The sequence below is a fragment of the Streptomyces sp. LaPpAH-108 genome, assembly GCF_000373625.1.
In the GTDB taxonomy this organism is placed as follows: domain Bacteria; phylum Actinomycetota; class Actinomycetes; order Streptomycetales; family Streptomycetaceae; genus Streptomyces.
Genome location: NZ_KB891987.1, coordinates 11835 through 30065 on the forward strand (window position 1 = coordinate 11835; position 18231 = coordinate 30065).

An 18231-nucleotide genomic window follows, 5' to 3' on the forward strand; every position below is an offset into this window, starting at 1 on the left:
GCTTTGCCCCCAGGTACAGCCCCGGGAAGAGGGCGCGTGACCCCGGTCACGTTCGCCGGGCAAATCGGACACCATCTTTGTGCACACGTTCACAAAGACATAGCCTGCATTCGACGGGGCGGTCCGGGGACGCATGACCGCCAGCCCCGCTCTACCCGCAGGAGCACCGTGGCAACTGGCCGAACTCACCGACCGGCGACCCGCAGCCGAGGGATTCCCGAGGCCACTGTCGCCCGGCTTCCGCTGTACCTCCGAGCCCTGACCGCGCTGTCCGAGCGTTCGGTGCCCACGGTCTCCTCCGAGGAACTGGCCGCCGCCGCCGGAGTCAACTCCGCCAAGCTGCGCAAGGACTTCTCCTACCTCGGTTCGTACGGCACCCGGGGCGTCGGCTACGACGTCGAATACCTCGTCTACCAGATCTCCCGCGAGCTGGGCCTCACCCAGGACTGGCCGGTCGTCATCGTCGGCATCGGCAACCTCGGCGCGGCCCTCGCCAACTACGGCGGCTTCGCCTCGCGCGGCTTCCGGGTCGCGGCGCTGATAGACGCCGACCCCGCGATGGCCGGCAAGCCGGTCGCGGGCATCCCGGTCCAGCACACCGACAGCCTCGAGCAGATCATCGAGGACAACGGTGTCTCCATCGGCGTGATCGCCACCCCGGCCGGCGCCGCCCAGCAGGTCTGCGACCGGCTCGTGGCCGCCGGGGTCACCTCCATCCTGAACTTCGCGCCGACCGTGCTGACCGTCCCGGACGGCGTCGACGTGCGCAAGGTCGACCTCTCCATCGAGCTGCAGATCCTCGCCTTCCACGAGCAGCGCAAGGCGGGCGAGGAGATCGCCGCGAACGACGGCGCGCTGCCCGCGACCGCCCCGCGCGCCGCCGCCGGGCACTCGACCGAGCAGGGACCGGACGGGGACGTACCCGCCGTGATGCCCGCATGAGCCTCCTCGTCGTCGGACTGAGCCACCGCAGCGCGCCCGTGAGCGTGCTGGAGCGGGCCGCGCTGAGCACGGACGCCCAGATCAAGCTGGCCCAGGACACGGTCGCCGCCGAACCGGCCACCGAGGCCGCCGTGCTCGGCACCTGCAACCGCATCGAGCTGTACGCCGACGTCGACAAGTTCCACGCCGGTGTCGCCGAGCTGTCCACGCTGCTCGCCCAGCACTGCGGGGTCGGCCTCGAGGAACTGACGCCGTACCTCTATGTGCACTACGAGGACCGGGCCGTCCACCACCTCTTCTCGGTGGCCTGCGGCCTGGACTCCATGGTCGTCGGCGAGGGCCAGATCCTCGGCCAGATCAAGGACTCCCTCGCCCGCGCCCAGGAGCTGCACACCGCCGGGCGCCTGCTCAACGACCTCTTCCAGCAGGCCCTCAGGGTCGGCAAGCGCGCCCACTCCGAGACCGGCATCGACCGCGCCGGGCAGTCCCTGGTCACCTTCGGCCTGGAGCAGCTGTCCGCGGGCGAGGACGTCGAGGCGTGGGCCGAGGGCCGCCGGGCGCTGGTGATCGGCGCCGGTTCGATGTCCTCGCTGGCCGCCGCGACGCTCGCGCGCGCCGGGGTCGCCGAGATCGTCGTCGCCAACCGGACCTTCGAGCGCGCCGAACGGCTCGCCCAGATCCTCGCGGACGCCGAGGGCGCCCTCGCGCGCGCCGTGCGGATGGACGCCGTCTCCGCCGAACTGACACGTGCCGACGTCGTCGTCTCCTGCACCGGCGCCACCGGTCTGGTGCTCACCGCCGACGCCGTCGCCGAGGCACTTCAGGACCGCACCGGCGCGCCCGCCACCGAGGTCGCGGACAGCGGCCGTACGCCCGCCGCCGAGGTCCCGCTGCCGCCGACCACCGTCGGCACCGAGGAGAACTGCCCGCTGGACCTCGCCGCCGTGCAGGGCGCGAGCGGCTTCTCCGTGCACGGCGAGGCCGCCGTGGCCGGGCTCGACGCCGCCGCCCTGGAGCAGCACGCCGCCTGGGTCGCGGGCGGCACCGTGGACCGCCGCGAGCAGGGCACCGGCCGGGCGCTCAAGGCCGTCGAGGACACCCGCGCCGAGGCCGGGCTCATCGACGCGCTCGCCCAGACCGCCGCCACCGTCGGCCGCGTCCCCGAGCACCGCAGGCCCGAGCCCGTCGCGGAGATCCCGCGCCCGGCGCCCGCCGTCTTCCTGCTCGACCTCGCCATGCCCCGTGACATCGACGCCGCCGCGCACCGCCTGGCCGGGGTGCGCCTGGTGGACATCGAGTCGCTGGCCGAAGCCTCCGCCGACGCGCCGATGGCGGCCGACGTGGACCAGGTCAGGCGTATCGTCTCCGACGAGGTCGCCGCCTTCGGCGCGGCCCAGCGGGCCCAGCACATCACGCCGACCGTGGTCGCCCTGCGCACCATGGCCGCCGATGTCGTCGCCGCCGAGATCGCGCGGCTCGACGGCAGGCTGCCCGGCCTCGACGCGCGCCAGCGCGGCGAGATCCGCCAGGCCGTGCACCGGGTCGTGGACAAGCTGCTGCACGCGCCGACCGTACGGGTCAAGCAGCTCGCGGCCGAGCCCGGCGGCGCCGGGTACGCGGACGCGCTGCGCACCCTGTTCGACCTCGACCCCGAGACGGTCGCCGCCGTCTCCCGGGCCGTGGACAACACAGACGAGAAGGACCGACCGGCATGACTGACAACGCACTGAGGCTGGGGACGCGGCGCAGCAAGCTCGCCATGGCCCAGTCCGGGCTGGTGGCCGAGGCCGTGAGCCGGGTGACCGGCCGGCCCGTCGAGCTGGTCGAGATCACCACGTACGGCGACGTCTCCCGCGAGGCGCTGGCGCAGATCGGCGGCACCGGTGTGTTCGTCACCGCGCTGCGCGACGCGCTGGCCCGCGGCGAGGTGGACTTCGCCGTGCACTCGCTCAAGGACCTGCCCACCTCCCAGCCCGAGGAGCTGGCCCTGGCGGCCGTCCCGGAGCGCGAGGACCCGCGCGACGTGATCGTGGCGCGCGACGCGCTGAAGTTCACCGACCTGCCGCGCGGCGCCCGCATCGGCACCGGTTCGCCGCGCCGCATGGCGCAGCTGAACGCGTACGCCCGCGCCCACGGCCTGGACATCGAGACCGTCCCGATCCGGGGCAACATCGACACCCGCGTCGGATACGTGCGCGAGGGGCGGCTCGACGCCGTCGTCCTCGCCGCCGCCGGACTCCACCGGATCGGCCGCATCGACGAGGTGACCGACTTCCTGTCGGTCGACACGGTTCTGCCCGCCCCCGGCCAGGGGGCCCTGGCGATCGAGTGCGCCGCGGACAACGCTGCCCTCGTCGCGGCACTCGGCGAACTCGACGACCCGTCCACGCGGGCCGCCGTCACCGCCGAACGGTCATTGCTCGCCGCCCTGGAGGCCGGCTGCAGCGCCCCTGTGGGCGCGCTGGCCGACCTCCTGGCCGGCGGGTCAACTGTCAAGGAAATGCGCCTGCGCGGCGTCGTCGGCACCACCGACGGCTCGCGGATGGTGCAGCTGTCCACCACCGGTCCCGTGCCCCAGACGCACGAGCAGGCGACGGCGCTCGGTCGTGAGCTCGCCGCCGAGATGCTCGCCCAGGGCGCGGCCGGTCTGATGGGGGAGCGAGCACTTTGAGCCCCACCACCCTTCCCGCCGCCCGTCCGGAACACGGTCACGTCACCTTCCTGGGTGCCGGACCCGGAGATCCGGGACTGCTGACTCTGCGCGCCGTGGAGGCGCTGGGGAACGCGGACGTCCTGGTCGCCGAGCCCGATGTGCTCGACGTGATCCGGACGCACGCCCGCCCGGGCGTCTCCGTCGTGCCGACGGAGGTCTCCGCCGCAGACGCGTCCACAGGTGCGGGCGCACCCCAGCTCACGGTGGTTGACGGCACGTCAACAACCGTAGGGGCCCCGGCCGCTGCCCGGGATGCCGCTCATCTTGTCATGGAGGCCGCGCGCGGCGGCAGGCGGGTCGTGCGTGCGGTTTCCGGTGATCCGGGCCTGGACACGGACGCCGCCGAGGAGATGCTGGCCTGCGCCGCCGCCGGGGTGCCCTTCGAGGTCGTCCCCGGTGTCGCGGCGGCCACCGGTGTGCCCGCGTACGCCGGTGTGCCGCTCAGGGACGCGCAGGGCGCGGACGTGCGTTTCGTGGACGCGCGGACCGCCTCCGCCCGCTGCTGGACCGAGGTCGGCGCCTCCGACGGCACGGTGGTCGTCTCCACCGCGCTGGACTCCGTCGCCGCCGCGGCGGCCGAGCTGGTCTCGGCGGGCCGCAAGCCCGACACCCCGATGACGGTCACCGTCGCCGGTACGACCACCCGCCAGCGGACCTGGTCGGCCACGCTCGGCACGATCGCGCAGACGCTGAAGCAGGCGAAGGTGCTGCCGTCCCCGGACGGCGGGCGCCCGGTCATAGCCGTGGTCGGTGAGCGTTCGGCCGCCGCCCGCCGTGACCAGCTCTCCTGGTTCGAGTCCAAGCCGCTGTTCGGCTGGAAGGTGCTCGTGCCGCGCACGAAGGAGCAGGCGGCGTCGCTCTCCGACCAGCTGCGCTCCTACGGCGCGGTGCCGCACGAGGTCCCGACCATCGCCGTCGAGCCGCCGCGCACCCCGCAGCAGATGGAGCGCGCGGTCAAGGGCCTGGTCACCGGGCGCTACGAGTGGATCGCGTTCACCTCGGTCAACGCGGTCAAGGCGGTGCGCGAGAAGTTCGAGGAGTACGGGCTCGACGCGCGGGCCTTCGCGGGCATCAAGGTGGCCGCGGTGGGCGAGCAGACCGCCGCCGCGCTGATCGACTTCGGGGTGAAGCCGGACCTGGTGCCGAGCGGTGAGCAGTCGGCGGCGGGGCTCTTGGAGGACTGGCCGCCGTACGACCCGGTCTTCGACCCGATCGACCGGGTCTTCCTGCCGCGCGCCGACATCGCCACCGAGACGCTGGTGGCGGGTCTGATCGAGCTGGGCTGGGAGGTCGACGACGTCACGGCGTACCGCACCGTGCGCGCCTCGCCGCCTCCGGCGGAGACCCGCGAGGCGATCAAGGGCGGCGGCTTCGACGCGGTCCTGTTCACCTCGTCCTCGACCGTCCGCAACCTGGTCGGCATCGCGGGCAAGCCGCACAACGTCACGATCATCGCCTGCATCGGCCCGGCGACGGCCAAGACGGCCGAGGAACACGGGCTCCGGGTGGACGTGATGGCCCCCGAGCCGTCCGTCCACAAGCTGGCCGAGGCGCTGGCCGCCTTCGGCACCAAGCGGCGCACGGCCGCGCTTGAGGCGGGCGACCCGGTGACCCGGCCGAGCGAGCGGCGGCCGGGGGCGCGGAGGCGTCGTACGACGACGTGAGGCTGTGCTGAACCGAGCGTGGCGGGGTGTTCCCTTCGGGGGGCACCCCGCTCGCTTGTGCGGACGCCGGAGCCGGTCGGCTACCAGATCCCGTCGACCACTTCTTCGAGGGCCACGCTCCACTGGGACTCGTCGTCCTCGAACGGCAGCGAGTCGAACTCCGTGATGCGGGCGCGCAGGCGCTCGGCGCGGCGTGCCACCGCGTCCTCGTCCTCAGGCCTGTCCCGCAGGAAGCGCTGGAAGAGGCAGAGGGAGTGGACCAGCGACTCGACATCCCGGTGGAGCGGGATGTACGCGTCCAGCGGGTCGCTCTCCGGGAACGCGTACACCCGGCCGGTCGCGGGGTCCAGCGCGAGCAGCGAGTACGCGAAGCAGGCGAGCACCAGCCAGTCGCGGCACTCCCCGGGCACCTCCTCGTCCCGGTCGAGCCACTCGGACAGCACGATCGGACCGTGGTGATCCAGGTCCGCCCGCGACATGAACCACTCCGTGTCCGGCAGCCCCACCCGGCTCAGGAACTCCCCGGTCCGCCCGTCGAACCGGCATCCCGCCGTGTCCTGGCGTGCGTAGCGGACCACGTGGCCGAGGCCGAAGGCTTCGACCAGGTCGCGTGGGGAGACGGCGAAATCGGGCGGGGTCATGGGGTGCCTCACGCTCGGCCGGGCCGGCAGGCGGACAGGGCTTCCGGGAGCGTCGTGATGCCCTCGTCCGCCATGAAGTGGCCCGCGCCGGGGATCACCTGGGCGGTGGTGCCGAGGAGGGTGGCGAGGTGGTCGGTGTGGGAGGTGGGGACCAGGGGGTCGGCGTCCGAGCGGAGGATCGTGAGGTGGTCGATGCGGGCGGCGAGGGGGGTGGGGTCGCAGCCGTCGGCGATGTACGCGTCCAGTTCGGGTATCGCGGGCAGCGGATCCACGAAGCCGGAGACGAGGACCAGGGTGCCCAGGCGCCAGTCGCCGCGCAGGGTGCTCAGGTGGCGCAGGACGGTGAGGCAGCCGAGGCTGTGGGCGACGACCGTGGTGTCGGCGTCGGGGGTGCCGATCGCGGCGCCCGCGGCGGTCGTCCAGCGGTCGGGGTCGGGGTGGTCCGTGTCCGGGAGGGCGGGGATCGCCGTGGGGACGCCGTGCTCGTCCAGGCGCGCGGCGAGCCAGGGGAACCAGTGGTCCTCCGGAGTCGCGCAATAGCCGTGGATGATCGTGGCGCGGGGGCGCGTTGGTGTCCTCATGGTGGAGGACGGTACGGGTTCACGCCGGTGTGAAGGTCAAGGTGAGGGGCGCGGTGTGCTGATCGGGGAGCTGGCGGCGCGGACCGGGGTGAGCGCGCGCTCGCTGCGGCACTACGAGGAGCGGGGGCTGCTGGCGCCGGGCCGCGACAGCGGGGGGTATCGGCGCTACGCCGAGTCCGATGTCGTACGGGTGCTGCGGGTCCGGGCGATGGTCCGGGCGGGGGTGGGGACGGCGACCGTACGGCGGTATCTCGACTGTGTGCGGGAGGGTGCGGACGGCGTGGACGGCGTGGACGGCGTGGACGGGGTGCGGCTGGAGATGTGCCCGGGGCTGCGGGCGGAGCTGGACGCGCTGGTGGGGCGGCTGGATGCGCGGGAGGCGGAGGTACGGGAGACGCGGGGGAGGCTGGAGAGGTTGGTGGGGGGTGGGTGAGGCGGGGCGTGCGTCCCCGTTCGGCCGGTGCGCGGAGCGGCCCCGCGTCCGACAGTGCGTCGGCAAAGGCGCGGGTCGGGCGGGCGTAGCGTAGGGGATATGTCGAAGTACGGTTCCTTTCCTGGTACGCGTCCGCGGCGCCTGCGGACCTCGCCCGTCATGCGGCGGATGGTCGCGGAGACGCGGCTGAACCCGGCCGACTTCATCCTCCCGGCGTTCATCCGCGAGGGCGTGAGCGAGCCGGTGGCGATCGAGGCGATGCCCGGGGTCGTGCAGCACACGCGGGACAGCCTGAAGAAGGCCGCGCTGGAGGCCGTCGAGGCGGGGGTCTCCGGGATCATGCTGTTCGGCGTGCCGGAGGAGTCGAAGAAGGACGCGCTCGGTACGACCGGTACCGACCCGGACGGCATCCTCCAGGTCGCCCTGCGCGACGTGCGCGCCGAGGTCGGCGACGACCTGCTGGTGATGGCCGACCTGTGCCTGGACGAGTTCACCGACCATGGCCACTGCGGGGTGCTGGACGCCGAGGGCCGCGTCGACAACGACGCCACCCTGGAGCGGTACGCCGAGATGGCCCAGGTCCAGGCCGACGCGGGCGCCCATGTGGTGGGCCCCAGCGGCATGATGGACGGCCAGATCGGCGTCATCCGCGACGCGCTGGACCAGATCGGCCGCGAGGACGTGGCGATCCTCGCGTACACCGCGAAGTATTCCTCCGCGTTCTACGGCCCCTTCCGCGAGGCCGTCGCCTCCTCGCTCCAGGGCGACCGCAAGACGTACCAGCAGGACCCGGGCAACCTCCGCGAGTCCCTGCGCGAGCTGGAGCTGGACCTCGCCGAGGGCGCGGACATGGTCATGGTCAAGCCGGCCGGACCGTACCTGGACGTCCTCGCGAAGGTCGCCGACGCGGTGGACGTGCCGGTCGCCGCGTACCAGATCTCCGGCGAGTACTCGATGATCGAGGCCGCCGCGGAGAGGGGCTGGATCGACCGCGACCGCGCCATCTTCGAGACCCTGACGGGGATCAAGCGGGCAGGGGCGCGGAACATTCTGACGTACTGGGCCACCGAAGTGGCGCGCAAGCTGCGCTGATCCCTCCGGGGGTCAGGCCGTCGGTCGGTACGGCCAGAGCGTGTCGCAGGAATCCCAGGTGCTGCCGCTTTTGCACCGCAGTTCCCCGTCCTTGTCGAAGACGGCGGTGGGGGAGAACTTGAGACCTCCGATGTTCAGCGAGGCATCGGGGTCGGAGGTCTCCAGCGCGTAGGCGGCGGCCTGGAAGTTCGTCTGACGCTTCAGGTCCGGCACGGAGCACGAGCCGAGGTTGCTGTACCAGGTCTTCCCGGGATCGATTCTGATGCCGTGCGTCGTGTATCCGCCGGGGCAGTCCAGGGTCGTGCCGTACTGGTACTTCATCGTCATGTCGACCGTGATCTGGCCCTTGCCGACGTTCTTCAGCCTGACGCCGAACGCCGCGTCGGAGCCGGTGACTTGGGTGCAGGCGCTCACCTCCAGGTTCGATCCCGGCGGTGAGCTTCTCCAGTCGCTGCAGTAGATGTGCTGCCCCGAGTAAGGGACGCTGGGCGTCATGCGCTGCGGGGCGGGCTCCGGCTTCGCCTTCTCCGGCGCGGCGGCGTCCTCGGCTTTCGGCGTACCGGTGGTCTCCTTGGCCTTGGCCGACCGCGAGGGCGACGGGCTCGGGGGCGCGCTCGTGGCGGTGGGGCTCTGCGCGGCGGCGGCCGTCGCTTCCGGCTTCGTGCCCACTCCGCCGTTCACGGCGACGTAGGTCAGCGCTCCGACGGCGGCGAGACCCACGACCGTGAGGCCGATCGAGCGGCCGCCGAAGTGCATGTGCTTGGCCTGGTAGGCGTTGCCGCCTATCTGGGCGCCACCGGAGATCTCGTTGCTGGTGCGGTCGGAGGAGGAGGGTGCGGGCACGGTCAGCGGTCCCTGCCCAGGAGCGAGCGCAGCGAGAAGCCGCCGCCCTTGAGGTTGACGTTCTGCCCCTGGATGACGGCGCCCTGGACGGTGCTGCCGGACACCTGGTTGCTGTGCACGAGCTGGGTCACCTGCCCCGAACCCTGGTGCGTGGCCGACTCCTTCAGCCAGTCCCGCAGGTCCTCGGCGAAGGCGGAGTCGCTCTGGATGTACCGGTCCAGGGCGGCGGTCAGCGGGGCGGGGTCCGTCGCCGCGTCGTCGAGGGCCGACAGCGCGGTCTCGTCCCGGCGGAACCGGTGCCGGATCATGCCGAGCAGCGACTCCAGCGCCCTTGCTCCCACGGCGTCCAGTGCGCCCTGTCCTACGGCCGCGGCCACCGACTGTGCGAGCGCCCCGTCCATGCTCCCCCTCCAACTGCACTGCGGCACACGTGACTCGGCGTGCGCGTCGCTGCGTGAGAACGCGTCCTTCTGTCAGACGCGAAGTCAGATAATGGCAGACGCCGGGGACTTCCTGCGAGCGGCTTCGAAGCGTGTTGATTCTTCGGCTGGTTGACCCGTGCCGTACCGGTTCGGTCACGGCTTTCCGTGGTGGCTGGGTGGGGGTTGTGAACTGGGTTCACATCGTCTAGTCAGGGATCTTGGTATTTCCTTGAACCCGATGAGAGTGAGCCTGTGTCCACCGCTCCGCCTCCTGAACGGCCCGATGATTCCGGCGAGTCCGCGGCCATATCCGACGAGCAGTGGGACACGTTCCTGCGGGAGACGGTCGAGGGGGGTGGGCCGCCTGCGCCGAAGGAGCCGTCGGCTCGGGCGCGGGTGGTGGCGCGGCGGTTGCGGGAGGAGGGGGAGCGGGAGGCTGCCGCCGGTGGGCGGTTCGGGCGTCGTCGTAAGGCCGCGCAGGCGCCCGGCTGGCGTACCGGGACCGCGGTGCGGGAGAAGCGGCGCGGGCCGCTCTGGGCGGTGCTGGGGGTGCTGCTGGCCGTGGCGGTCTGTCTGGTCGCCGTACGGCCGTCCCTGTTGCTGGATCGGATACCCGGGGGCGGGCCTGTCTCCGGGGCGTCGCCGCTGCCCGCCGAGACGGCGCTGCCCAGTGGGGCGCCGGGTGCCGCGTCCGGGACCGCGACGCTCGACCATCCCTTCCGGGGGTCGCCCGCGCTGATCTGGGACGAGGGTGCGGACGCGATCGAGCTGCCGCCCGTGAAGGCGGTCGGGGGGTTCAGCGAGGCCGAGGTGGCGCTCGCGCTGCGGCTCACCAAGGACTACCTCGTCGACACCAACCTCGACCCGAAGGTCCTGCGCGGCGGACGGCCCGACAAGGCGCTGGCGCTGCTCGACCCGAAGCAGCCCAAGACGCTCTCGGAGCTGAAGCGCGCGCTGCGCGATCCGGATGCCGAGCACGATCCCCTTCCCTACGTCAGCCGTTTCGACCCCGCGCGGGTGCGGCCTGCCGGGGACGTGGTCAAGGTGCGGGGGCATCTGTCCTTCGCGGCGGGGCGGCCCGGTGAGATGAAGGTCCACGCGGATTACACCTTCGTCTACCCGCTCGTCCGGCGCGGCTCTGGCGACGACCGGCCGGCGGACGACCGCGTGGCCCGCTCGATCGTCCGCCGCGACGTGACGATGGAACTGCACGACCCGGCCACGTGGGACACCGTGAAGGGCAAGCTGGCGGTCGACTCGGTCTCGGTCAGCACCTACAACAACGAGTGCGGCGTCTCCGACGGCTACCTCCACCCCCTCTTCCCCGGCGCCGCCCCCACCGGCGCCCCGGCCCACGGCGACGCCAAGGACCCCTACGACCGCCGCGAGCCCCTGGACATCCGGCGCGACGGGGACTGCGGGCGGATCACGCGGTCCTGATCCATGCGCCGGGCGGCCATCTCCCTGGGGGCAGCGGGCGTTTCATGCGGGCGTTCTCACGTGTACACGCCACCCGCGAGGTTGTCGAAGAGCTCGACCCACTCGCTGTTCGGGTCGGCGAAGGGCAGCGGGTCGACGCGGGTGATGGTCTCCATCAGATCCCGTACTTCCGCCGCGCGGCGGGTGTCCTCGGCTTCGGGGTCCTCGGCGGGGGCGGATGCGTAGGACTCGATGTATCCCACGAACGAGACCAGGGTCTGCGCGAAGGACGAGAGGTCCTGATGGATCGGGATCGCCGTCTGGAAGGCGTCCGTGTACTGGAGGACCACGCCGCTGTCCGGATCGACGACCACCGCGTTGATCGGGAAGTCACCGAGGGGGACGATCCTGGTGACGCCCTCCGGGAACGTCCAGCCGCGTTCCCGGCGCGAGGCGCAGTCCCACACCAGATCGGGGTCGAAGTCCTCGGGGATACCGAAGGGAAGCTCCCACTCCTCGGACGAGGGGATGCCCACTTCGGTGAGGAATCTCAGGGTGTCTCCGCCGAAGCCGTACTGCAGGGCGGTGTGCCGGGGGAGTACGTGGACGTTGTCCTCGCCGACCGCCGTGGCCAGGTCATCCCTGTTCAGGCCGGAGCGCATCCGTCACCACATGCCCTCCAGCACCTCGTCGAGAAGGCGGTTCCACTCGGTGTCCTCGTCGGCGAGAGGCGTGGGGTCGATGCCGGTCACGCTCTGGCGGAACTCGTAGGCGTACGACTCCACTTCGTCTTCGTCCTCGGTGTAGGCGTCGACCAGTCTCCGGAAGGCGCACAGTGTGAAGACGAACGATTCGACGTCCCGGTGGAGCAGTTGGCTCGTGTCCTCGCCTTCGGGGTACGCGTGAACCGTTCCGGTCTCGGGGTCCAGGGCGATCACCGCCGTGACGAGAGAGCCGAGCACGGCCCAACGGCGTTGCTCCGGAGGGCAGATGCGGCTCTGGCGGTCGAAGAGGAGACCGAGTTCCCTCGGGGTGGGGAAGCCGTTCTCGGGCTCGGAGCGTGAGACGAAGGTCTGGTCGGTGGGCAGACCGACGCTCGCGAGGAAATCGGCGGTGGGCGCGTGGAGTTGGGTGCCGGAGTCCTGGGCGTAGTAATTGACGCCGTCCAGGCCGAACAGACGGATGACTTCTTCGCTGCTCACCGCGTGCTTCATGGGGGCCACAGTAACGTGCTTCACTTCTTGCCGTGGAGCCGTTCCAGGCCCTCGCGATACGCCTTGTGCTCCTTTCCCTGGGTCGACGGATCACTCTGGTCGTAGTCCGCCGCGTGGGTGACATTCGTGTGCGAGAAGAACGCACTGAGCCATCGTTCGCATCGGGGACTTTTCTGGCAGGGCGCTCTTTCGGTGAAAAGATCCTTGAGCCCGCTCGCATTTCCTGTCTGAAGAAGGGGATGGCCCATGGAGCGCTCGGAATGGAACCCGCCGCCGCTTTGTGCGACGAGGATCATTTCCCGGCCGCTTTGCGGATCTATGTACCGGCCGGCCGCGTAATTCTTGCCCTTGTAGTAGTCGTGTGCCTTGCGCGCCAGTTGGGTCGCCTGTGCCAGGTCACTCGTGGCGGCGTCGACCTTTCGCGACGTCACCTTGCCCTCGTGGCCCGAGGGGGTCTGCCATCGCTGCCGCTCGGACTCCGTTTTGGGCCGCCAGGCCGTGCCGCCCGGGGCGATGTTCGCGAGGTTGAGCCGGTCCTCGGCGTCGTGCCCGTGGGATCCCTTCGCCGGTATGGTGCCGTCCGGCATCAACCGGTCCACCGAACCGTCCGCGTTCAGGATGTACATCCGGACGTTGCCGTGCTCGTCGCGGCCCTTGTGGGATTCGACCCCCCTCACCCGGTCCTCGACATCCAGGTCCGTCCCCTTGTGCAGGCGGGATGTCGCCTTGACGCGGTCCGGGATGGTGTCTCGGAGGTGTTTGCCGACCTTGACCATGGCTTTTTCGCAGCCGGTCAGGGCGCCGTGGAGCATGGCGTCGAAGGGCTGGGTGAAGGCGTCGCGGCCTTTGGTGCGGCCGAAGGCGCCCTTGGCGCGGCCCAGGGGGGAGATGCCGGCCAGGCGGAGTTCGCTGCCGTGGGTGGAGAGCCGGCCGGCGCCGTGCTCGAACTCCTCGTGGTCGATGAAGAGGTCGGCGGCGGAAAGGCCCCCGCCGCCTGCCGAGGCGAGCTTCATGCCGTGGTGGCCGTGGGCGCCGTCGCCGTCCGGTACCGGGGGGAGGGAGAAGGCGTCGTCGACCATGTTCAGGACGGCGTCCTCGATCATCGCCTCCAGCTTGGCGTTGACCGGTTCGGTGACGCGGGCGATCAGTTCGTCGACGATCCGGTCGACGGCCTCGTCGATGAGGCGTTTGATCAGCTGCCGCATCGCCGTGACCTCGGCGGCGCCGATGAGGGCGGACAGGCCGCCCGTGACGACCGCGAGACCGGCCGTGACGCCCACCGAGGCCGCCATGACGGCGAGTTCGGCCTCGGCCTTGGTCTTCATCCCGAAGATGATGTCCGCGACGACGTCGCAGGCGTCGGCGAACAGCCGGGCCAGCTCAGGGATCTTGTCGAGGTGACCGGCCTTGACCTGGTTCCAGTGTTTCTCCATCGAGTCGACGGCCCAGCCGTGCGACGAGGCCAGGATGCGCTCCACCGACTTGTGCGCGTCCGCGCCGTGCCCCTCGAACTTGTCGGCGAAGTCCCGCATGGCATCGGCCATTTCGCGGTAGTCGTCCTCGTCGACGTTCGGGAAGTTGATGCCGATGAAGTCCAGTACGTCGTCCAGCCAGCCAGGCAGCGTATAGCCCATCCCCCGACGCCCCCTCATCCCCGTGATGCACCCTGCGGATACGAAAACCCTAGCGAATGACGGCAGTTGGGTCGCAAGGGTGTACGGGGTGTTCATGGCGGGGCTGTGACAACCCGCACGGTTCGATCACCGTGCGCGCACAGGGAGTTCAGCGGCGACGCGGGAAGGTCAGCGGGGGCTCAGCGCGATCAGGGACTCGTCCGTGCCGATCACGAGCAGACCCGACGCGGTCACCGCCAACGCCCGTACCGCCAGGCCCGGATGGAACGTGCGGGGCGGGGCGTCCGAGTCCGGCATGTGGTGTTCGACCTGGCCGTCGGCCCAGGCGACGGCCAGGACCGGGCCGTCCGGTGTCACTGCGGCGGCCAGTGCCGTCACCGGACAGGGGCGGGAGGCCAGAGGAGTGCCGAGCGGATCCGCCTGCGGACCCCAGGCCCGTACCCGGCCGTCCAGGCCGCCGCTGTAGAGGAGGGGGACCGCCGCACCACCGGCCTCCGGCGGGACCGGCGGGACCGGCAGGTCCAGCGCCGCCAGCGCGGTCACCGGCCCCTCGTGCAGGACGGCAGCGCGTTCGGCGTCGCCCGCCAGGAAACAGGCGTGCACCTGCCCGGTCGCGTCCCCCGTCGCCAGTACCGTCCCGGAAGCCGCCAGTGCCGTACCCGGGGACTCCTCGAGCCGGGCGTTCACCCGCTCCAGCGGCCCTTCCAGCGGCGCCGGGCCGTCGTCCAACAGCGCCTCCAGGCCCGTACGTTCGCGGACCGCGCCCGCGCGCAGGCGCAGGGTGCCCTCGGCGTCCAGGGCAAGGACCTCGCCCTCGGGGCCGACGGCGAGCGCCCGGGGCTGGCCGGAGGACTGCGGCAGGCGGCCGACCGGGGCCGCGTCCGTCGCGTCGAGCAGGCGGACGGTGCCCTGGTGGTCGGCCACCAGGAGCCGCCCGTCCCGTACGGCCAGCGCGCGCGCCGGACCCGGCCACGGCGGGCGCACGTCGTCGCGCACCCGGTGCCAGACCACCCGCCACGCGGCACCGCTCGCCAGGGCCGCGAGGCTCTCCGGGTGGCGCGGGTCGGCCCCGTCGCCCAGGGCGGAGAGCAGGGTCAGGGCCCGCACGGAAGGATCGCGCGTGTCCGTCAGGGACAGGCCCGCGCGCAGCCATGCCTCCCGCAGGCCCCCGTGCGCCCCGCCGGAGAGTTCGAAGAGCCGCGTCACGTGCCACGGGTCGGCCGCGCAGATCGCCGCCGGGTCGGCCAAGTCGACTGCAGGCGGCGGGACTTCGGCTTCGGCGGCCGACCGCTCCGGCGCCTGCCGTGCCGCCCACTCGGCGTACCGCCGTGGGTCCGTCCACTGGTCCTCGTCCAGACGCATCACCGCCGCGCCGGTGGTCCCGAGGCGCGCACCGGCTGCCGGGCGGGTTTCCACCACCAGGCGTATGTGGTCCAAGTCAAGGAGGGCCAGGGCGAGTTCGCTCATCGCCTCCGGGTCCTCCGCCGCGTGCAGATCCGGCAGGACCAGTACCGTACGCCGCCCGTCGGCGGCCAGCGTGGCCACCAGCTCGCCCGGCGTGCGGGCCGCCACCGACAGTTGCCGGGCCAGTGTCCAGGCCGCCGTCAGCGGGGACTGCCCGGCCAGCGGCGCGAAACCGTGCACGCGCCGTTCCGCCCGGGTGTCCGGGTGCGTCCCGTGGCCCACCAGCCAGGCCAGCAACGTCGATTTGCCGCACTGCGGACTGCCGGTGACCAGGCAGAGGCGAGGGGCGTCCGGGTCGGCCAGCCAGGACAGGAGGGCGGCGGCGGCCGGTTCGCGCCCTGCCTCGGGGCGGCTCCAGCGGGTCATCGTCCGGTTCTCCTCCGCTGCGCCGGTCAGCCGCGTCCCGCCTGTTCCGCCGCGTACGTGATCAGTTCCTTGAGGCCGTCCTCGCGGGACTCCGCCGTGTCGCCGTAGTCGAAGCTGTGCGTGAACTCGGCCTGGGGGAAGGTCGCCTGGAGCCAGACGGCACAGTAGTGGCCCGGCATCATGCAGGGTGCCAACTCGCAGTAGACGCGCCGGACCCGCTCCGGGGCGACGCCCTGGGCGTGCAGCTGGCGCCAGACCAGTTCCTCGGGGTGGGGCAGCCCCGGGCCGGTCGAGTCGGTGGCGATCTGCCGGGCGCCCGACGCGTCGACGTACTCGAAGGCGGCGGAGAAGGGGAAGTTGAGGGTGTGGCGCACGTCGTCCAGGACCTTCGGCCACCAGCTCTCGCGCTCCGCGAAGGCGTCGGGGTCGATCTGCCGCAGCTCGGCGTTGAGTTCGCGGAACGCGGCGGCGGCCACGGGAAGACTGGCCGAGGCGGCGATCACCGGGAGCCTGCGGTCCAGCGCGGCGAGAGAGGCGTCGAACTCCGGGATGCCGGAGCTGACGAACATGTCGTCCTCACCGAGTCCGAGGAACACCGCCTGCACCGCGCCGTCCGGCCGTACGCACAGATGCGCCAGCGGGTCCGTGCCGATCCGCAGCCAGTCCTCCTGCCCCGCGGGCGCGCGCAGCCCCTGGTGCCCGGCGAACATCCCCAGGGTCAGCCCGTCGGTGTCGCCCGCCGCCGTGAAGTACGGCGTCACGTGCAGCGGAACACCGGTGTCCGTCAGCGCCCGGCGGGCCGCCTCCGGCAGCCGTATGCCGTACGAACCGGGAATCTGGAACCGGCGCATCCCGTCCGGGCCGAAGTGGTCCGTGGACGGGTCGGGCACGCGCTCGGGCATCGGGCACCTCTCGGTCGGTGGGGAGCGTCGACTCCCCACCGACCTTAAGGGGTCGGGCGTCAGAGCTTCTCGGGCGTCCGGATGCCGAGGAGGGCCATGCCCTGGTGGAGGGTGCGGGCCGTCACGTCGCACAGGAAGAGGCGGTTCTCCACCTGGGCGGGCGTCTCGGCCTTCAGGACCGGGCACTTGTCGTAGAAGGAGGTGTACAGCGAGGCCAGCTGGTACAGGTACGCGGCCAGCTTGTGCGGGGAGTACTCCGCGGCAGCCTCCGCGACGACCTCGCCGAAGGAGTCCGCGTGCAGGCCCAACGCCCGCTCCGCCGCAGTCAGTTCCAGCTCGGGGTGGGCCACGGGGCGCACCCCGCCCGCCTTGCGCAGGATGGACTGGATACGGGCGTACGCGTACTGGAGGTAGACGGAGGTGTCGCCGTTGAGCGAGACCATCTGGTCCAGGTCGAACTTGTAGTCCCGGTTGGCCGAGGTCGACAGGTCGGCGTACTTCACCGCGCCGATGCCCACCTGGGCACCGCGCTCGGCGATCTCCTCCTCGGAGAGGTCCTGCGCCTTCTCGCGCACGACCGCCGACGCCCGGTCCACCGCCTCGTCCAGCAGATCCACCAGCCGCACCGTCTCGCCCTCACGCGTCTTGAACGGCTTGCCGTCCTTGCCGAGGACCGTGCCGAAGGCGAGCTGGACGGCGTGGACGTCGTCGTCGAGCCAGCCGATGCGGCGGGCGGTCTCGAAGACCATCTTGAAGTGCAGGGCCTGGCGGGCGTCCACCACGTAGAGGAGGGTGTTCGCCTTCAGGTGGAAGACACGGTCGCGGATCGCGGAGAGGTCGGTGGCCGCGTAGCCGTAGCCGCCGTCGGACTTCTGGACGATCAGCGGGACCGGCTGGCCGTCGGGGCCCTTGACGTCGTCGAAGAAGACGCAGAGCGCGCCCTCGGAGCGGACCGCGACACCGGACTCCTCCAGGAGGCGGCAGGTCTCGGCCAGCATGTCGTTGTAGCCGGACTCGCCGACCACGTCCTCGTCGCGGATCTCCATGTCCAGCTTGTCGAAGACGGAGTAGAAGTAGATCTTCGACTCGTCGACGAACCGCTGCCACATGGCCAGCGTCGCGGGGTCGCCCGCCTGGAGGTCGACCACCCGGCGGCGGGCCCGCGTCTTGAACTCCTCGTCGGAGTCGAAGAGCACCCGGGCCGCCTTGTAGAGGCGGTTCAGGTTGGACATGGCCTCCTCGCCGGACGCCTCGGTGACCTCGGAGTCCGCGGACTCCTTGTGGTCCAGCTCGTGCGGGTGCTCCTCCAGGTACTGGATGAGCATGCCGAACTGGGTGCCCCAGTCGCCGATGTGGTGGCGGCGGACCACCTTCTCGCCGGTGAACTCCAGGAGCCGTACGGCCGCGTCGCCGATGACCGCCGAGCGCAGATGGCCGACGTGCATCTCCTTGGCCACGTTCGGCTGGGCGTAGTCGACCACCGTGGTGCCCGGGTGCGCGGCGAGCGGGACGCCGAGGCGGCCCGTGTCGTCCGCGTACCGCGCGGCCAGGTTCTTCGTGATCGCGCCGTCCGCCACGGTGATGTTGAGGAAGCCGGGGCCCGAGACCTCGACGTCCGCGATCACGTCACCCGTGGCGACCCGGGAGACGACCTCGGTCGCCAGCTCGCGCGGGTTCGCCTTGGCCTTCTTGGCGAGCGCCAGGATCCCGTTGGCCTGGTAGTCGGCCCGGTCGCTTCGTCGCAGCAGCGGGTCGACGCCGTCGGCCTCCGGGAGGGAGGAAGCGAGGGCGTTCGCGAGGCGCTGGTTGACGAGATCGGTGAGCGACGTGACCGAGGCCATAAGGGTGGGTGCCGTTCTCCTCGTGGATGACTGGATGCGGCCAGTATCCCATGGGGGGTA

At 71.7% G+C, this 18231-nt stretch carries 17 protein-coding genes; 7 read left to right on the top strand and 10 right to left on the bottom strand.

Translation table 11 applies throughout. The annotated features are described in order from the left end of the window. The first annotated feature begins 168 nt into the window (after positions 1-168). From B079_RS0100070 to B079_RS0100085, 4 genes are read left to right on the top strand one after another with little or no spacing between them, the layout of a single operon-like run. On the top strand, positions 169-942 hold the full coding sequence (locus B079_RS0100070) for a redox-sensing transcriptional repressor Rex (protein WP_026248208.1): 774 nt from the start codon (positions 169-171) through the stop codon (positions 940-942). Continuing rightward, positions 939-2657 carry a glutamyl-tRNA reductase gene (locus tag B079_RS0100075; RefSeq protein WP_018543731.1) on the top strand — a complete coding sequence of 573 codons (1719 nt, stop codon included), beginning with the start codon at positions 939-941 and terminating at the stop codon, positions 2655-2657. Before B079_RS0100070 ends, B079_RS0100075 begins: the two co-directional genes overlap by 4 nt. Beyond that, complete coding sequence (hemC, locus tag B079_RS0100080; protein ID WP_018543732.1) at positions 2654-3613, top strand: hydroxymethylbilane synthase; 960 nt, start codon at positions 2654-2656, stop codon at positions 3611-3613. Before B079_RS0100075 ends, hemC begins: the two co-directional genes overlap by 4 nt. After that, positions 3610-5319: a uroporphyrinogen-III synthase gene (locus tag B079_RS0100085; RefSeq protein WP_018543733.1), complete on the top strand. Its 1710-nt coding sequence runs from the start codon at positions 3610-3612 to the stop codon at positions 5317-5319. The genes hemC and B079_RS0100085 overlap by 4 nt, the downstream gene beginning before the upstream one ends. A gap of 80 nt (positions 5320-5399) precedes the next feature. On the opposite strand, the gene B079_RS0100090 is transcribed toward B079_RS0100085, so the two are convergent. Beyond that, on the bottom strand, positions 5400-5960 hold the full coding sequence (locus B079_RS0100090; protein WP_018543734.1) for an SUKH-4 family immunity protein: 561 nt from the start codon (positions 5958-5960) through the stop codon (positions 5400-5402). An 8-nt stretch (positions 5961-5968) separates the two neighbouring features. Further along, a complete protein-coding gene (locus B079_RS0100095; RefSeq protein ID WP_018543735.1) occupies positions 5969-6541 on the bottom strand; it encodes an RBBP9/YdeN family alpha/beta hydrolase in 573 nt (190 codons plus the stop codon). A gap of 55 nt (positions 6542-6596) precedes the next feature. Here B079_RS0100095 and B079_RS35650 point away from each other — a divergent pair, with 55 nt between their 5' ends. Together B079_RS35650 and hemB are read left to right on the top strand one after the other, a co-directional pair. Next, positions 6597-6974, top strand: coding sequence for a MerR family transcriptional regulator (locus B079_RS35650; protein ID WP_018543736.1), 378 nt, complete (start codon positions 6597-6599; stop codon positions 6972-6974). Between the two features lie 99 nt (positions 6975-7073). After that, entirely contained in the window at positions 7074-8066 is a 993-nt protein-coding gene (gene hemB / locus B079_RS0100105) for a porphobilinogen synthase (RefSeq protein ID WP_026248210.1), read from the top strand. A gap of 12 nt (positions 8067-8078) precedes the next feature. On the opposite strand, the gene B079_RS0100110 is transcribed toward hemB, so the two are convergent. Continuing rightward, a complete protein-coding gene (locus B079_RS0100110) occupies positions 8079-8909 on the bottom strand; it encodes a hypothetical protein (protein ID WP_018543738.1) in 831 nt (276 codons plus the stop codon). Positions 8910-8911: 2 nt separating this feature from the next. After that, positions 8912-9310 carry a hypothetical protein gene (locus B079_RS0100115; protein WP_018543739.1) on the bottom strand — a complete coding sequence of 133 codons (399 nt, stop codon included), beginning with the start codon at positions 9308-9310 and terminating at the stop codon, positions 8912-8914. A 273-nt stretch (positions 9311-9583) separates the two neighbouring features. Here B079_RS0100115 and B079_RS0100120 point away from each other — a divergent pair, with 273 nt between their 5' ends. Continuing rightward, positions 9584-10771 carry a hypothetical protein gene (locus B079_RS0100120; RefSeq protein WP_026248211.1) on the top strand — a complete coding sequence of 396 codons (1188 nt, stop codon included), beginning with the start codon at positions 9584-9586 and terminating at the stop codon, positions 10769-10771. 56 nt (positions 10772-10827) lie between these two features. Here B079_RS0100120 and B079_RS0100125 read toward each other — a convergent pair whose 3' ends face one another. The 6 genes from B079_RS0100125 to argS form a co-directional block, all read right to left on the bottom strand. Further along, positions 10828-11412, bottom strand: a complete 585-nt coding sequence (locus B079_RS0100125; protein ID WP_018543741.1) for an SUKH-4 family immunity protein — start codon at positions 11410-11412, stop codon at positions 10828-10830. A gap of 3 nt (positions 11413-11415) precedes the next feature. Next, positions 11416-11964, bottom strand: coding sequence for an SUKH-4 family immunity protein (locus B079_RS0100130; protein ID WP_037801043.1), 549 nt, complete (start codon positions 11962-11964; stop codon positions 11416-11418). Between the two features lie 20 nt (positions 11965-11984). Next, the gene (locus tag B079_RS36390; protein ID WP_018543743.1) at positions 11985-13598 is read right to left on the bottom strand and encodes a nucleic acid/nucleotide deaminase domain-containing protein; all 1614 of its coding nucleotides are present in this window, start codon (positions 13596-13598) and stop codon (positions 11985-11987) included. 168 nt (positions 13599-13766) lie between these two features. Continuing rightward, positions 13767-15428, bottom strand: coding sequence for a WD40 repeat domain-containing protein (locus B079_RS0100140; protein WP_026248212.1), 1662 nt, complete (start codon positions 15426-15428; stop codon positions 13767-13769). A 26-nt stretch (positions 15429-15454) separates the two neighbouring features. Further along, positions 15455-16330, bottom strand: a complete 876-nt coding sequence (locus B079_RS0100145; protein WP_026248213.1) for an SUKH-4 family immunity protein — start codon at positions 16328-16330, stop codon at positions 15455-15457. A 59-nt stretch (positions 16331-16389) separates the two neighbouring features. Then, positions 16390-18171 carry an arginine--tRNA ligase gene (argS, locus tag B079_RS0100150; RefSeq protein WP_018543744.1) on the bottom strand — a complete coding sequence of 594 codons (1782 nt, stop codon included), beginning with the start codon at positions 18169-18171 and terminating at the stop codon, positions 16390-16392. Positions 18172-18231: the final 60 nt, after the last annotated feature.

Bases quoted from the DNA above. Each gene is read 5' to 3' on its own strand.
- B079_RS0100075 (WP_018543731.1), top strand. From the start codon at position 939: ATGAGCCTCCTCGTCGTCGGACTGAGCCACCGCAGCGCGCCCGTGAGC.
- hemC (WP_018543732.1), top strand. From the start codon at position 2,654: ATGACTGACAACGCACTGAGGCTGGGGACGCGGCGCAGCAAGCTCGCC.
- B079_RS0100090 (WP_018543734.1), bottom strand. From the start codon at position 5,960: ATGACCCCGCCCGATTTCGCCGTCTCCCCACGCGACCTGGTCGAAGCC.
- B079_RS0100095 (WP_018543735.1), bottom strand. From the start codon at position 6,541: ATGAGGACACCAACGCGCCCCCGCGCCACGATCATCCACGGCTATTGC.
- hemB (WP_026248210.1), top strand. From the start codon at position 7,074: ATGTCGAAGTACGGTTCCTTTCCTGGTACGCGTCCGCGGCGCCTGCGG.
- B079_RS0100115 (WP_018543739.1), bottom strand. From the start codon at position 9,310: ATGGACGGGGCGCTCGCACAGTCGGTGGCCGCGGCCGTAGGACAGGGC.
- B079_RS0100125 (WP_018543741.1), bottom strand. From the start codon at position 11,412: ATGCGCTCCGGCCTGAACAGGGATGACCTGGCCACGGCGGTCGGCGAG.
- B079_RS0100130 (WP_037801043.1), bottom strand. From the start codon at position 11,964: ATGAAGCACGCGGTGAGCAGCGAAGAAGTCATCCGTCTGTTCGGCCTG.
- B079_RS36390 (WP_018543743.1), bottom strand. From the start codon at position 13,598: ATGGGCTATACGCTGCCTGGCTGGCTGGACGACGTACTGGACTTCATC.
- B079_RS0100140 (WP_026248212.1), bottom strand. From the start codon at position 15,428: ATGACCCGCTGGAGCCGCCCCGAGGCAGGGCGCGAACCGGCCGCCGCC.
- B079_RS0100145 (WP_026248213.1), bottom strand. From the start codon at position 16,330: ATGCCCGAGCGCGTGCCCGACCCGTCCACGGACCACTTCGGCCCGGAC.
- argS (WP_018543744.1), bottom strand. From the start codon at position 18,171: ATGGCCTCGGTCACGTCGCTCACCGATCTCGTCAACCAGCGCCTCGCG.